Annotated in this window: 11 protein-coding genes; 8 read left to right on the top strand and 3 right to left on the bottom strand. The window is 49.5% G+C overall.

The window, feature by feature from the left end; translation table 11 throughout:
* The first annotated feature begins 131 nt into the window (after positions 1-131).
* The 3 genes from gmtY to gmtX are packed head-to-tail and all read left to right on the top strand — an operon-like array spanning position 132 to position 7,904.
* The gene (gene gmtY, locus MJ122_RS00055) at positions 132-1,493 is read left to right on the top strand and encodes a gamma-mobile-trio recombinase GmtY (RefSeq protein WP_239741644.1); all 1,362 of its coding nucleotides are present in this window, start codon (positions 132-134) and stop codon (positions 1,491-1,493) included.
* Positions 1,471-7,320, top strand: coding sequence for a VPA1269 family protein (locus tag MJ122_RS00050; RefSeq protein WP_239741643.1), 5,850 nt, complete (start codon positions 1,471-1,473; stop codon positions 7,318-7,320). The genes gmtY and MJ122_RS00050 overlap by 23 nt, the downstream gene beginning before the upstream one ends.
* Positions 7,320-7,904 (top strand): gamma-mobile-trio protein GmtX, encoded by a 585-nt coding sequence (gene gmtX, locus MJ122_RS00045; RefSeq protein ID WP_239741641.1) that lies wholly within the window; start codon positions 7,320-7,322, stop codon positions 7,902-7,904. The genes MJ122_RS00050 and gmtX overlap by 1 nt, the downstream gene beginning before the upstream one ends.
* Positions 7,905-8,677: 773 nt before the next feature.
* On the opposite strand, the gene MJ122_RS00040 is transcribed toward gmtX, so the two are convergent.
* Together MJ122_RS00040 and MJ122_RS00035 are read right to left on the bottom strand one after the other, a co-directional pair.
* A complete protein-coding gene (locus tag MJ122_RS00040; RefSeq protein WP_239741639.1) occupies positions 8,678-10,219 on the bottom strand; it encodes a nucleotidyltransferase in 1,542 nt (513 codons plus the stop codon).
* Positions 10,219-10,773 (bottom strand): SLATT domain-containing protein, encoded by a 555-nt coding sequence (locus tag MJ122_RS00035; protein ID WP_239741637.1) that lies wholly within the window; start codon positions 10,771-10,773, stop codon positions 10,219-10,221. Before MJ122_RS00035 ends, MJ122_RS00040 begins: the two co-directional genes overlap by 1 nt.
* A 293-nt stretch (positions 10,774-11,066) precedes the next feature.
* Between MJ122_RS00035 and MJ122_RS00030 the strand changes: the two genes are divergently transcribed.
* The 5 genes from MJ122_RS00030 (at position 11,067) to MJ122_RS00010 (ending at position 14,441) form a co-directional block, all read left to right on the top strand.
* Positions 11,067-11,675 (top strand): SLATT domain-containing protein, encoded by a 609-nt coding sequence (locus MJ122_RS00030; protein ID WP_345772969.1) that lies wholly within the window; start codon positions 11,067-11,069, stop codon positions 11,673-11,675.
* Positions 11,675-12,958, top strand: a complete 1,284-nt coding sequence (locus MJ122_RS00025; protein WP_239741633.1) for a nucleotidyltransferase — start codon at positions 11,675-11,677, stop codon at positions 12,956-12,958. The genes MJ122_RS00030 and MJ122_RS00025 overlap by 1 nt, the downstream gene beginning before the upstream one ends.
* A 14-nt stretch (positions 12,959-12,972) precedes the next feature.
* Positions 12,973-13,242: a DUF3892 domain-containing protein gene (locus MJ122_RS00020; protein WP_239741631.1), complete on the top strand. Its 270-nt coding sequence runs from the start codon at positions 12,973-12,975 to the stop codon at positions 13,240-13,242.
* A gap of 92 nt (positions 13,243-13,334) precedes the next feature.
* A complete protein-coding gene (locus MJ122_RS00015; RefSeq protein WP_239741628.1) occupies positions 13,335-13,979 on the top strand; it encodes a BRCT domain-containing protein in 645 nt (214 codons plus the stop codon).
* A 12-nt stretch (positions 13,980-13,991) separates the two neighbouring features.
* The gene (locus MJ122_RS00010; RefSeq protein WP_239741627.1) at positions 13,992-14,441 is read left to right on the top strand and encodes a hypothetical protein; all 450 of its coding nucleotides are present in this window, start codon (positions 13,992-13,994) and stop codon (positions 14,439-14,441) included.
* Here MJ122_RS00010 and MJ122_RS00005 read toward each other — a convergent pair.
* The coding region (locus MJ122_RS00005) for an IS3 family transposase (protein ID WP_143972353.1) at positions 14,438-14,546 on the bottom strand (109 nt) is incomplete at its 5' end. The two genes, MJ122_RS00010 and MJ122_RS00005, sit on opposite strands and share 4 nt — an antisense overlap.

Raw genomic sequence — 14,546 nt, 5'->3', positions numbered from 1 at the left:
ATTAGAACCCCACTCGAAAACATACTATTTTTATTTTAGAGTATGCCATTGACATACTCTAAAATTTGTGCTTCCAAATTCCTGAGCTATGCGCGATAGTGCTTGCCAATTGCACTGTCTGGATGGCGCTGGTGGCATACGTTCTCAAGATCAAGGCGAGGTACAGGAGGGACAACACGGGGGTCGTGCTGCGACTGCCGGCTCTGTTGACCGAGAAGGGGCTGCTGCTCTCGCACCTTCAGTACCTGGCAGAGAAGTCTGGGAAGGGGCAGTCGTGGAGGGAGCGCTCTACGTTCGCGATCATGCTGCTTTTGAAGTACATCAATGCGAACGAAGGGGTCTTCACGAAGACGACCGAGTTGCTCGAAAGCTTCGCAACGGCGTTGCGCGTAGGAACCATCGACCCGACTACTCTCGAAGACCCTTCAGGCCTTTACTGGAGAGTCCGCACCGCTGAAGACACGAGCGTTCTCCTCCACTTCATAACTCACTACACCGACTGGCTCGCGGATAGGCCTGAGTACAAAACTCAGCGCGCTAACCCTTTCCGCGAGGCTACGGGCGCCGAACAGCGTTTGAACTGGTGCGCGTACCATCAGAGGCACAGTCGGGTTTTCCTCAACCACCTACCCTCTGAGGAGCGTGCGCTGTCGCGCATAAGATTCGCCCGAAAGATTATGAGAGAGGGTGGGCCTCCGGTAGATCTTGAGGAGGTGATGAGGTTCCCAGAGGCGAGCATCTTTAAGTTGCTAGATGAGGGCTTCGTCCGCGCCGAGAATAAGTCGCATCCAGACCCAAATAAGCGAGCTGACTGGAAGGGGCGCGCTATAACTTTGCTAATGCACTATGGCGGAGTACGCAAAAGCGAAGTTTTTCATCTGTATCTGACAGATGTCGATATTGACCATGAGCGCCTCGAAGCAATAGTTCGGATCTATCATCCGTCAGAAGGCGCGGCGCCCGAAGATGGATATATCTCTCGGGAAGATTATCTTGCAAAGCGTTTTCGCCGCATGCCGAGAACTAAGTACCTCAGGTCTGAGCGCCTCCATTCTGGTTGGAAGTCTCCTGTACTAAGTAATGCGGATAAGTTTTTTAAGGTTGATTTCTTTCCCCCAAATATGGCTACAGAGTTTCTGTACGCATATAAGATGTATATCGAGCATCAACGTATAGAGCCTGAAAATCTCGATCACCCGTACGCTTTTACAAACTCTTACGGGCAGCCTGAGACAATTCGCAATTTTCAGCGAACTCACAGGAATGCAGTAATGCGAATTGGGCTGGTGCCTAAAAAAAAGCTAGGGACGACAGAACATGGCCATCGACATGCATATGGTTATCGTCTACATGCTCATGGCTTCTCGGGCGTAGAGATTCAGAAGAAAATGCGTCATAGAAGTTATGAGTCGCACTTGGTTTATACCCAGCCCACAAGTGAGGATGTCCGAGTGAGGATGGACGAGGCATATGAGCGATACGGTCGTGGCTAAGCTCTACAAAACGTATGCAGAGGCGTGTGTTGCGGCCCGGGCTCTCGGTATTCGTACTATAGAAGAATATAAGTGTCGGCGTCGCGAAGATTCAATGCTACCGGCGTGTCCAAATATTTATTATAAAGATTCCTGGAAAGGTACTCGTGAATTTCTTGGGACAATGCCTTACAGGACTCTTGACGAGGCAATGGTAGCCGCAAGAGGCCTGAGCATAAAAAGCAAAACCGAGTACTCCCTACGTTATCGTGAAGATCCTCTCTTGCCTGCTAAGCCAGAAAAGCAGTACCAGTCTTCGTGGATAGGATATGCGGAGTTTTTGGGTGCGGCATGTAAGGTTTTTTACGAGACGCTTGCAGAGGCTGCAATTGCTGCTCAGGCACTTGGGATTACCATGAAGACTGAGTATAAATCTCGCTATCATGAAGATCCAATGTTGCCGTCAAATCCAAATGCCTTTTACAAAGATGAATGGAAGGGCTATAGGGAGTTCTTGGGCGTTGGTAGTAAGTATTACGAAAGTCTGGCCGAAGCGTCTGAGGCTGCCAAGGCGCTAGGTGTTACTACTCTGCGCGAATATAGGAGGCGTTATAAAGAGGATCCGCGTCTTCCTAGTGATCCCTGGAAATCCTATCCTGACGAATGGATCGGAATTCCGGAGTTTCTTGGCGGCGAGAGGAAGAATTATTATGCGACCTTAGAAGAAGCTTCCGCCGCAGCGAAGTCTCTGGGTACTATTTCACTTGAAGATTACAAAACGCGTCATCACAAGGACTCAAGGCTTCCTACAGCGCCCGAAGTTGTTTATAGGCATGAGTGGAAAGGCTGGCGTGAGTTTTTGGGGACGTTAAGAAACGTCTACGAAACTATTGGTGAAGCTAGTCAAGCCGCGAGAATTCTCGGCATAAGGTCGTTTGTGGATTACCGCGCACGCCATAATGAGGATTCACGCCTGCCTGCGAATCCCGCAGAAGAATATAAAGAAGAGTGGGCGGGGTTTTCGGAGTTCTTGGGTACGGGAAAGGATTTCTACCCATCACTGGATGAGGCGGCAGCAGCTGCGAGAGCTCTCGGCATTCAAGGTCAAATCGAGTACGCGCGGCGCTATCAAGAAGATCCAAGGTTACCTGCGAACCCGAATAAGTTTTACAAAAGGGAATGGAAAGGTGTTCGCAATTTCTTGGGTGTAAAGTCTTATGCAAGTCTTTCTGACGCAGCCGCTGCAGCCAGAAAACTTGGAATCCGCACTAAAACGGATTACCGTACTCGCTATAAAGAAGATCCACTGCTTCCAGCTAAGCCTGAAAGGCTGTATGAAGACGCCTGGGTAGATTACTCAGAATTCTTGGCTGTTGAGGTTATAGCCTTTTATGAAACTTTGGCTGAAGCTTCCGCAGCTGCTATTGCCTTAGGTATATCAGGTCAAAAAGAATATCAGAGACGTTATCGGGAAGACTCGAGGCTGCCTGCGAATCCAGGGCGAGTTTATGCGGATAGCTGGAAGGGATTGCATGATTTCCTAGGGGTAACCACGGAACGCTACGCAACTCTTGCTGAAGCTTCGGCGGCAGTTAAAAAACTGGGTATAACTACTCGGGCGGAGTATGTGGCTCGCCATAACGAAGACACAATGCTTCCTGCGAATCCAGCCACGGAATACAAAGATGATTGGAATGGCTATGTAGAGTTTATTGGTGCCGATCGGCGAGCGATTTATAAAACGATTTCCGAAGCAGCAGCGGCTGCAAAAGCTTTGGGCATTAGGGGGGTTAAGGATTACCTATCTCGGTACAAAGAAGATCCCAGACTACCGTCACAACCGAGTGTGCAATACCGAACGGACTGGAAAGGATGGGGAAGTTTTCTTGAGACTGAAAAGTTTTATCCAACTTTGGCAGAGGCGAGAAACGCCGCGAGAAAGCTTGGGGTAAAAACTAGCGTCGAATATTTGCATGAATATAGGCGGGATCCTAGGCTGCCTCAGAAGCCTTACCGATATTATTCTTCTGAGTGGGTGGATTTCGACGACTTCTTAATCCCTGAAAAGATTATGCATTACCAAAGTATTCATCAGGCTTCTGAGGCCGTGAAGAAACTTGGTATCAAGAGTCGTGAAGAGTATGCTGATCACTTTACGCTTGATCACCAACTCCCGGGAAGTCCGGAAGATTTCTATGAACTTGAGTGGCATGGCTGGGAAGATTTTACCGGCTACGCACAGTCAACTGCTGCAGCGATTTATTTCGACACCTTCGAAATGGCGCGTCGAGAAGCTCGTCAACTTGGTGTTGCTACACGGCTTAGTTATTTGAATAAAGCTGCTGGTGATGCCAGGTTTCCTCTGTCACCAGAAAAGCTTTATGAGGATGGCTGGAATGGGTGGCGTGATTATTTGGGTGTAGAGAATTTTCAGGGGAAGTATAACTCCTACTCTGAAGCTCGAGATGCAGTCAGGAAGTTTGGACTTCAAAGTAATGTTGAGTATAAGTCCGAGTGCAGAATTCTTGACTCTCGACTGCCTGCCAGTCCTGAGAGATTTTACTTTGATGATTGGAAGGGGTGGCGGGATTATCTCGGAGGAAATCGCAGAGGTTTCTACACCCTTGAGGAAGCGATCGGTGCGGTGGCTCGTCTCGGTATACGTGGAATTAGTCAGTACAAGGTGCGGTACCGTGAAGATGAGCGCTTGCCGTCGAACCCGCATACAGTATATGCAGCTGAGTGGAAAGGTTACCCGCATTTTTTTGGTCGCCCAGAAAAGGTCGCCAAGTATGAAAGTTTAACGCAGGCCAGTGAGGCTGCGCGGGCTCTTGGGTTTACTACTAAGACTGCCTATCTGGAAGGCTACCATGCTGATCCCATGCTGCCAGCTAATCCTAATGTATTTTACAGTGATTACTGGAGGGTCTGGGGCTGGGAGAAATTTCTTGGTGTAGATAAATATTCGTACAAAGATGCTGGGGAAGTCTCTCGTCGTTTAGGTATTTCCAGTGCGGCTGAGTATTCTGAATTGCAACGGCAAGATATCCACTTGCCCGCTTATCCGCCGTCATACTACGAGTCAGATTGGCAGGGCTGGCCGGAATTCCTGTTGCCGCGTAAGTGTTTCAGCCTGGGAGATGTTAAGTATGCTGTGAAGGTGCTTAAAATTAAGGATAGCAGGGGTTATCGGCAGGAGTATAAGAAGTACCCCTGCTTACCTGCTAATCCGGATCGGGTATTTGCTGATGAGTGGATTAGCTGGCGCGATCTGTGTGATATGCCTGAGCTATACACTTACGAAGAAACTCGAGATTTAGCTCTCGAGTTTGGAGTAAAAGGCAGTCAGGATTACAAAAAATTCATTGCGGATAAGAAGGATCCGCGTATTCCTCGTGATCCTGCATCTGCTTATAAAGGCCGATGGAAGAGTTGGTTCTCATTTCTTGATAAGCCAGAGCCTTATAAGATTGAGCATATTCCTGCGCCATATCATGCATGGGCGGAAAGCCTGGATGAGTTCCTCGGTAAAACCCGGGCGCGTGCAACCAAAGAGTCCTATTTGTGCAGGTTCGTTAGGGACTATGTGCAGCGCCATGGATTGGGTTTCAGCCCGCTCGATATTTATACTTCTAACAGAGTCAATAAGGGGCTCTTCTTTGAGTTTCTTGATGGCGTGTCGGGTGCAGTGGGGAAGAGTATCCTTTCGGCGGTAAAGGAGTTCTCTTCCCATTTCATGAAAAGCAAACTAACGGTCGAGGATGAGGAAACTCATGAGACTGTTCGTATTGCAGGCGCTTATGACCCATTCGCCAATTTGGCTTTTGAGGGCGAAGAGGTTAGTGGTAATGCTGGCGAGACGAATAAGCCTGCGTTAGCTTACCAGTTCGTCAAAGCGATGTGCGATTGGATGGTGCCCGACAGTGCTGAAAGCTTTGCGGATTTAGTTCATCTGCAGCAATTTGATGCTGACTGGATTGAGGTAGATCCTTCAGTTGTAGACAGTAAAGACCCCAATTGTATCGTTAAGAAAGAATATGGGAAAACCAAAATTTGGTTCCCCGGATACTGGATGCATACTTTTGCAATTGCGACCGTGCCGGCGCGGGGGCGCCAACTTGCCTATAATGACTCTGGCGAAGGTGATTACGAAATACCGACCGTAGTTAATGGTAAAATAGTTTGGGCCATTAACCAGTCTCCACTCGCAGGGATTACGGATGGGCAGGGTTTTGTTAGGAAGTTTCCTAATGACCAGATTGGGATGCGATTTACTTCTAACAAGACATCCAACAAGGGGGAGGGATATGACATTGGATGGATGCCGGAGAAACTTGCTATTTGGATGATTCGTCTTCGCGACTGGCAAGCGAAATATAATCCAATTAAGCGTGCAATGCCGTGGGTGGAGTGCACAAGGACGGATTTAAATGAAAAGCAACTGAAGGCTAAAGGTAGTAACTGCTTCCTGTTTCGAAATTTTGGCGAAGAAGAATGTGGAAATTATTCTTTCAGGTTGAAGTTTCGGTTGGCGGCGGCGCTGTATCACAGTCAGCCAGATGGTTTGGTTCTGGCAACTTGTAGTGGAGCGCTTTCATCGCTTTCGACGTACGATACACCGTACTCTCCTCACAGTATGCGTGTTAGTCTCATTACCGCTTACGTAATGGAGTTTGGTCTACCTATAGAGATCGTGATGAAGATTGCAGGGCATGGTTCAGTAATCATGTCCTTGTACTATGTGAAGATTAATTCTGAGAATTTGCGCGAGAAATTTTCGGAAGGTGAGAAACGCGCTCTGAAAAATAAATCTTACGTTGCCATGAAAATGCTTGAGCAAGGTAGGGTTGATAGCATCAAGAGTGAATTTATCCAAGACAGAGACGGCGCTCTCGGTCGTTTTGAAGGAAAAGTACTGCCGGGAAGTTTCCTTTTCCGTGATTACGGATTCTGTCCATTTGCTGGAGGGCGTTGCGATGATGGAGGGCCTCTGATCGGATCTACTAAGGTGCGCGCGCCTATTAATGGTGGATATCTTGGTTATCAAAACTGCATTCGTTGCAGGCATTTTGTAACCGGGCCGGTTTTTATTGGTGGGTTATTAGCGCTTGCCAATGAAATTTGCCTGCAGGTTTCAGTTCAGATGGATAAGGTTGGCGAACTGAATGAGGTGCTTTCCGAGACAACCAAGGCACTCGAGTCTCAGGAGGATGCGCAGCACGATGCGGCGAAAGCTGGTGAAGAGTTTGATGCTAGCGAGCTTGCGAATCTTGATATGAAGTGCCGTAAGCTGCAGTCGGATATTGAAGGTGCGTCTAAGAAGGCTGATCTTTATCTTTGTGATCTGCAAGCAACGACTCGCCTGATTAATCAGAGTCAAGCTGTTTTAAATGAGCAGGTTTCTAGTGAGGATAATAGCAACCTTCCTCAGCTAATTGTTCAAAATGAACATGAGTTGAAAGTTGCGTTTGAAGATTCATCGAGATTCCATCTGCTTAGTGAGGTCTGTGAAAACGCCGAGATTTACGAATCGGCGTCGGCTGAGATTGCCCTGCCGATGCGTTCGCAGAAACTTGATCAGCTCCTTTTACGCAATCAAATGGCTCCAACAATGTTTGCGCTCGATAAGCAGCAGCAACTGATTTTGGGGAATCAGTTGACGAACCTCCTTCTTTCGCGTGTTAAGTCGTGGAGAAAGGTTGATGCATTGATTGAGGGTAAGTTGATGCTGGCGGATTTGGCGGAAAACGAAAGAGTTGAACCCAGGGATATCTCAGCGATCCTTGGGAGTGGTCATGGACTTATCGCGAGCGACGTACCTCGTGCGCTTGAAGGGGAGCTTCTTTGATGGAGCCCAAGGCGCTGCTTGAGCAGCTCAAATCCAGTAGCCCACGTCGCGTGCACTCATCACTGGATGCGATTTACGCTGTATGCCAAGAGCAGGTTAAGCAAGGTGAAACTGACTTCAGGCCCGTTACTGTAGCGCGATTGGGTGCAGGCAAAGGCGTTCCTAGATGCCAGAGTATCCGAAATGCCTCGGGCGCCTCTTATCGCGCGCTCCTGGAGGCGTTTAGTGTTGCGTATCCAGCGAAGCGGAAGACGAAGACTAAGCCGTGGATGGACGAGCTGTCTCCTCGGCATCAGCTCTTAGTAAAAATGATGAAGGCTGAGTTAGACGAGGCACGTCGCCTGATTAAAGAGGTTGTACCGCCGAACCTAGAGATTTACGTCGACGCTCGAAATACTCCTCGTGGAACGTTCAAGCTCGACGAGTCAGAGCGACGTGCTCTGGAGTACCTCCTTTCGGATGACTTCATGAAGAAGTGGAATTTCAAAAAGGGCAATAGAGGCGACGTTCTTGATGAGGGCGGTACGCGGGTGTTCAAGCCTGGAACGATTGCAGCCCTTGAGAAGGCTCTCAAGCACCTCTAAAGCGTCGCGCCACAGCGGTTGGGTGCGAGCGAACTGAGGGATGGGCAGCGCAGAAAGCCGCAGACTGCCCTTCCACCTCCTGGAGAGCTAGCCGCCGACGGTGTGAACCCTCAAGGAGCCCTGTGCCTATGCAACCGTCGGCAAAGCTATCGATGGTTGCTCCAGTAGTACCCACGGAATGCTCTTTGTGAGCTGGATGAGCAAATTTCCGTTGTAACAACCCTGTGCGCGAAAAGCGCTTACCGAGTATCAGTAGAGGGGCTGCAAATGAAGCCAATCAAAACGTCGAACACCAGAGCACTTCGTAAGAGGCTCTCTGTGGATGAATCCTGGCAGCAGGAGCGGGCTGAGGGAGCTAATGCTCTGTTTGAGAAGCTCTATCTACCTTGTGAACCCTTCCGAGCTGAGGTTACTGGTAGGTGCACGGATGGCGCGCTCCCTCCGGTTAGCTGGCAGGAAGGTCGGGGTCTGTGTCTAAGAGTCGAGCAGATAAGGGGTCTGGTTGAGCAGTAGGTGGCCGGCTTGCTCTGATACCGAGGGTGGCCGCGTCTTTACCAAGCTCAATCGAGCAGTCCCAGAGATGCGTTACCGCCCTTTGAGCTAGCCGCCGACGGTGCAGATCAACATGAAGCTCTGCGCATCTTTAGCCGTCGGCAAATCAAGCGATGTTTGCTCTTAGGGGCACCACGCCGAGCACAACGCAATGGCTTCAGCGAGACACCAGCCCCTGCCGAAGCTTGGTGAGCCTCAAGCCGCGGCAGGGCACGTTAAAGCTATGCGATGTTGACAACAAAGGGCTCGCTCTTCGCTACACACTCGCCGTGCTTGACGATGAAGCACTGCATCGTGTGAGAGCCTGGATATAAGGCATCCTCGCTCCACTGCAAATTGCTTTTGGAGGACTCGACTCCTTCAAAGTTGCCTCGCAATTTCTTGGCAGCTGCAGCCTTTCTGCCCGTGTTCACGACCTGCCAGAAAACCTTAAAGGGTGGCGGAATATTCGTGGTTGCTGAGAAGTCGAGCGACCAGCCTACTGGCACGGGAATTGGATCGTCGTTTCGGACGTTGATAGCGCTAGAGCCATCTCTCGTTCTGGTACAGGAGAGCGCGACTATACCCCAGAGGTTCATCGGCCAAGAGCTGGGTTTGCGATGAGGCGCATCTCGTAGCCGCATGAGTTTCGTGAGTGTGGCACTCGCGGTGATCAAGGATCCCTTGCCCGCAGAGCCGCTTGTGCCTGCGGCCTTTTTGGCGAGCTCACGACCAATCCTGGGGGCAAGAATTTCAACGATGTCATCGAGGTTGTTGCTCCTGGCTGCTTGAGCAAAATCAGCACGTGCTGTCTCTAGCCAGTCGAAGAATGCAGCTTTCTTGTCCGGAGCGTCTTGCCAAGCATCTGCGAAATTCTCGCGAGGGTCGGATGGGTTAGCGATCCAGTCAACGCCATTGCGGTTCTGGATGTACTTGTCCATGTTCTGCAGGATGCTAAGCAGGGCCTCAGGTATCTCTGCTTCCTGGTTGTAAGCATGAGCCGCGAGGGTTGTGATGATGATCGAGCTTGGGCGTAGCTCCTTTTCCTCTGAGAACCGTAAATCCCGATGGCGTTTCAAGATCTGAATGGACGCCTGCAGGGCGGTTTTAACGCGGAAAATCGGGATATCAGCCACTTCCTTGCTGGCCCTGACTGCCATGGTGAGGCGTCGCTTATCGAACGCTTCTTTCATCCGCAGGTAGAACCATTCTGCAAAGCCGTTTGGATTGCTGGACGGCCAATCCTCCGAGTGGAGGGTGTAGTTGGGGTGAGTTTTATCGGTGATGGAAATCGACTTGTCGACAAAGTCGAGAGCAGAGGCCTTTGTCTCTCGCAGTTGCCGCTGACGTGCTCCGTCTGGTGCGGAGGGGAGCAAGTCCATGTGAAACTGTGCTGAGTCTGCGTACTCCAGCGTCCAGCAGCGATCCCACCCCGTTGGCAGGCTCATTCCGTGGTAGGCAGCATAGAGTTTGAGTTCGTGCCCTAAATCGTCGAACAACCGCTTCTGCGTGTGGACAGATTTCTTAATCGAAAACTCGTACACGACGTCGAGGTCGTAGTGTTCCTCTCCATTAGCGGGGCGAATTGCTGTGCCCAGGCGGAATGACCCTTGGGTGTAAGCGGTAATGCGAGTGTGAGCAAACCGCGAGAATGGCCGCTCAAGCCAGTCGCAAACCGATTTGTAGCTCCTTTCAGCGGATTCGTACCGTTCTGGAGGGATATCTAGCGACGATGCTAGGTCGCTTATGAAACGCTTTCCTGTAGCGGTGATGGGGGAGGGCATTAGCTATCCTTGCGTAGGGCCTTTGGGAGGAAGCGATCCAGCTCCTCGTCAGAAAAGGTGTATTCCTCATTTTCCTGCAGACCGACCTGCGCATCGCGGTATGCGGAGCTATTGGTCTGAGGGGCGTTCTCGTAAATCGACGCGAGCTTTTGCTGCAGCTCATCGCGGCGCTCGGCCGCTTTTTCATACGAAATCGCATTGGATTTCATGTCAGTTATCAGTGACAGATAGGACTCTCGGATCGCCCAGATACTGGAAGCAGTGTCGCGGTGCTTTTGAGCTGTGCCACCTGGATCGAAGCCCTTCATGTAGCCTGAAATGATCAAGGTTAGGAATGAAAGAGCTGCAGCTGCCATCTTCGCCCAGTCTTGGCCAAAGATGGCAGATATCAAGGCTGACGAGGCTGTGAGCGCAGCAATCGCGATCTGAAAAATTTTCCAGTTTCGCAGGGAGGCAGCGCAACGATCTGCCATTTTTTCGTGAGTTTTGTGGGTATAAATCGCCCGACCAAAGCATTCACGAACCTGCGCTTCCAAATGGGTTAAATCGGTCATCAGAACGTCTACCTTGACAATGGGTGTCACATGGCCATTATAGCGGCGTAGGTGCTAGAAGGCACCGCAAGCTCATGCTCGCTGGTTCATGGAAGAACGTCAAAATGCGGAAGGTAATTCGACCTACGTCTAAAACCGATAAAAGCCAAATCAGGCTTTTTGACATTCTTTTTAAAAGTCACCGAATGAGCGTACTGGCTGATGCGCTGAATTTCCAGCCTTCTGCAGTAAGTATTTTTATTTCGAAAATTCTTTTTGTGAAAATTTCTGCCGAATAGTAGGTAGGGTGGCGCGTGGATAGAAGTTCTGCAATGCGGCTCATTGCTGAGAAAGCATATGATGTCGGCTATAGTGCTAAGTTGCATTTCTCGACTTATGATATTGTTGAAAAATCTCCTGGTTGGATAGGGCTGATTTCGACAGTTGTCGGAATACTATCACTGATCATAGCGTGGCTAGCCGAAAAGCAAATGTCGGCGGCTATTACTATTCTCGGCGTGTCGGGACTGTACATAGCGTTTTATGCTGATAAAAAGGACGAATATTTTAAGGTCGGTCAGAAGTTGACGGGCTTGTTCAATCGGCTAAAGAAGCTTAGCGCTGAATGCTCTTCGTTGTCAGAGATTACTGCTGATCATCTTAAAGAGTTAGAGGATGTCGAGAGCGAATTTAACTCCATCTGTATGAGTAAGCATATTTTTGGTGCTAGTTGGTTGGCACATAAAAAATTCTTCTGGGAACAACAGGTGAGTTGGATTGATGAACAGGTGCACTTTGAGTTTTTCAAAGATAAGGTTCCCTTCTCGGTGTATGTGATAGTTGTGTCTCTGGCTTTGGCGCTAGTGGTGTGGGTGTTTAGAAATATTGAGTGGTTTGCAATCCTGCGTGGGGTTTGTTCGTGATGAGTAAGGAACTATTTGAACAATTCAGGGTTAATCTAGCAGTTAAGAACGCGGATGAGATTTCGCGAAGCTACAAACAGGTCACACGCAAGCTTAATGAAAAGTACTACGGCATCGACTCTGAGAGTGGGCATTGCAGGCAAGTAGGGTCGTATGGGCGGCACACCGCTGTTCATGGGGTGAGTGACCTGGACATGGCTTTTGAATTGCCGTGGGAAGTTTACGAACGATTCAATAAATATGAGAGTAATCGTCAGTCCTCTCTTCTTGCGGAAATTAGGTTGGCTCTTAAGGATAGGTTTCCGAATCGTGAGGTTAGAGCTCAGCAGCAGATTGTATCCATTGACTTTAATGGGTACATCGTCGAGGTTCTTCCTGCATTTGTAAATTCTAATGGGAGCTATACCTATCCTGATGCCAACAATGGCGGAAGCTGGGAGGTGTGCAACCCGGTCGCTGAGATTCATGAGATAAATGATCTGCATAAAAGCAAAGGGAAGAATTTAAAGCCTTTGTGCAAGATGGTGCGGGCCTGGAAGAATGATCATGGCGTCCCAATCAAAGGGATGCTAATCGATACCCTTTGCTATCAGTTTCTCAAAGGCACATCTAAGTACGATACTGCGACCTTTGCGGATTACGGCGAACTGACCAAGGATTTCTTTGCTTATATAGTTTCTATCGATTACGAAAAGGAAGCTTGGCGTGCGCCAGGTAGTGGTTCGATTATAAAAAAGAGCGGGAATTTCCATCCTAAAGCTAAAAAGGCACTACGGAGACTTCAGGAAGCACTGGAAGACCCGGAATGTGCACATGAGCGTTGGCGGACGGTATTTGGTGAGCACTTTCCGGATTATATTGAGGAAGAAAGAAAGGCGGCTCTGGATCGAAATGATATACAAGATCTGGAGGAGTTCATTGGTCGCAAATTCAGTCTTGATATCCAATACAGCATGGAAATCGACTGTAAAATTCGAGACCAGGGTGTGCAGTTAAGGAATCTGATGTCTCGAATTGGCATTACTAAGATTCCCAAGCAAAAGCATCTTGATTTCTATGTGAGCTCTATAGATGTTCCCAAGCCATATAAGCTGTATTGGAAGGTGAGGAACGTAGGTAGTCAGGCGATCAAGAAGAATATGCTTCGCGGGCAGATTAAGGCTGATAATGGAAGCCATTCGTTAAGCGAATACGCTAGCTTTGATGGGGATCACTTTGTTGAGTGTTTCGCCATTAAAGATAATGTGTGCGTTGCGCGTGGAAGGATTGTTGTTCCAATTTAATTGTGGGGTGTTATATGTTCTTTATTAATGGTGTTCGCCTTGATGAAAATGGCGAGCATATCGAGTTTGTTCGGGTTCGCAAAATTGACTCTGCGGTTAACTTTATAGTTGAGCGGCTTTTTATTGCTCAGCTTATTTCTTCGGGTGTAGTGTTTAACGCTAGATTTCAGAAAAAAGGTAAGTGGTATACAGGCGCGAAAGTTGAGGTTTTTGGAGATATATACCTGCGTGCTAACCCTAACGCTACCGCGGATGACAATCTTCTGAGCCTCACGCGGGTTTAATTCTGGGGCAGAACCCAGGATTCTCAGAATCCTTCTTAGGATTATTTACCAAGTTTTTGATCCGGGTGTACTAGAGTTCGGGAGGGAGCAAGATGGTTGATTTGCACAGAGAATTTGAGGGGAGCCGTTTCTATCACGAGGCTCGCATCGATCGGAGATCTGCGGATGCGTTGGTTGGCTTGGCTGCTGGGTTGACAGCTGATGGTTACATCAATCAGGGCGAGGCTGAGTTCTTGCAGAATTGGATTGTCACGAACCTGGCGCACCTCGACGATCCCGTGATCAATCTGCTTTATCGCCGCCTCAACGACATGCTAGCTGACGGGGTGCTTGATGCTGAGGAGTCGCAAGAGCTCCTGGAGATGCTTCGCTCATTCGCCGGCTTGACGGCGGCTAAGCCTATGGCGAGCAACAACAGTTTCGTCCGCCCTAACGGTTTGCCACTTAACGATCCGCCACCGGAGTTGGTCTGGGCAGGGAAGGTTTTCCTTTTCACCGGTGTGATGGCTTATGGGCCCAGGAAAAATTGTGAAGCCTTGGTGCTGGAGAGAGGCGGGGAGATCGCACCAGGGGTCAGCAGAAAGATCCACTACCTGGTGGTCGGTGAGATCGGCAATGAGCAATGGCTGCACAGTACCTACGGTACAAAAATTAAAAAAGCTGTCGAGCTGAGAGAGCGTGGAGCGCTCTTAGCGATCATTAGTGAACAGCATTGGCAGAAGGCGCTATTCGGCTAAGGGAGTGACCGCATGTCGGACTGGGGTAGCTTTGCAACACTGACCGCCGTGGTGGCGGCCCTTTGGGCGTACGGCTCTGGCGGAGAAGAGAAGCGATCGAATTTCCGTTCATGGGCTGCCGGGAGGATGAGCGCGTTTGCACCAGCGGCACGAAGACTAACCTGGGGCATCATTTTTGGAGCCTTAACTGTCGCAGCTGGGGCGATCGTCATCAGCTCAGGCTTTGCCATTCTAGAGTTCTTATCGCGAACTGGCCCGATTAGCCGTGGTGAGATATTCAACCTTGTACTGAACTGCTTCAATGCGGTGATGTACTTGGCAGGTGGGGCAGGGTGTATGGCTCTGCTCTTTGAGTTTCCTGAGCGAAAATCTGACGAAGGGTCTCATGTTCTCTCAAGCGGTAAAGATGAGTGCATTGAGCTTTTGCTGCAGGATGTGGGTGAATCGCCCCGGCTTTCCTAGACACTCTCCAAGCTTTGGAAATAGCGCTTTTCAAACTCCACTGGCGATAGCTGCATAGCGCTGCTGTGCCGGCGTTTGGGGTTATAAAACATCTCGATGTAATCG

The sequence above is a fragment of the Pseudomonas sp. DP-17 genome (assembly GCF_022380625.1).
GTDB lineage: Bacteria > Pseudomonadota > Gammaproteobacteria > Pseudomonadales > Pseudomonadaceae > Pseudomonas > Pseudomonas nitroreducens_A.
Note: the sequence above shows the minus strand (reverse complement) of the source record. Positions and strands in the feature narration are given on the sequence as shown.

Excerpts from the sequence above, each read along its gene's own strand:
- MJ122_RS00050 (WP_239741643.1), top strand. The coding sequence starts at position 1,471 with ATGAGCGATACGGTCGTGGCTAAGCTCTACAAAACGTATGCAGAGGCG.
- gmtX (WP_239741641.1), top strand. The coding sequence starts at position 7,320 with ATGGAGCCCAAGGCGCTGCTTGAGCAGCTCAAATCCAGTAGCCCACGT.
- MJ122_RS00040 (WP_239741639.1), bottom strand. The coding sequence starts at position 10,219 with ATGCCCTCCCCCATCACCGCTACAGGAAAGCGTTTCATAAGCGACCTA.
- MJ122_RS00035 (WP_239741637.1), bottom strand. The coding sequence starts at position 10,773 with ATGACCGATTTAACCCATTTGGAAGCGCAGGTTCGTGAATGCTTTGGT.
- MJ122_RS00025 (WP_239741633.1), top strand. The coding sequence starts at position 11,675 with ATGAGTAAGGAACTATTTGAACAATTCAGGGTTAATCTAGCAGTTAAG.
- MJ122_RS00020 (WP_239741631.1), top strand. The coding sequence starts at position 12,973 with ATGTTCTTTATTAATGGTGTTCGCCTTGATGAAAATGGCGAGCATATC.
- MJ122_RS00015 (WP_239741628.1), top strand. The coding sequence starts at position 13,335 with ATGGTTGATTTGCACAGAGAATTTGAGGGGAGCCGTTTCTATCACGAG.
- MJ122_RS00010 (WP_239741627.1), top strand. The coding sequence starts at position 13,992 with ATGTCGGACTGGGGTAGCTTTGCAACACTGACCGCCGTGGTGGCGGCC.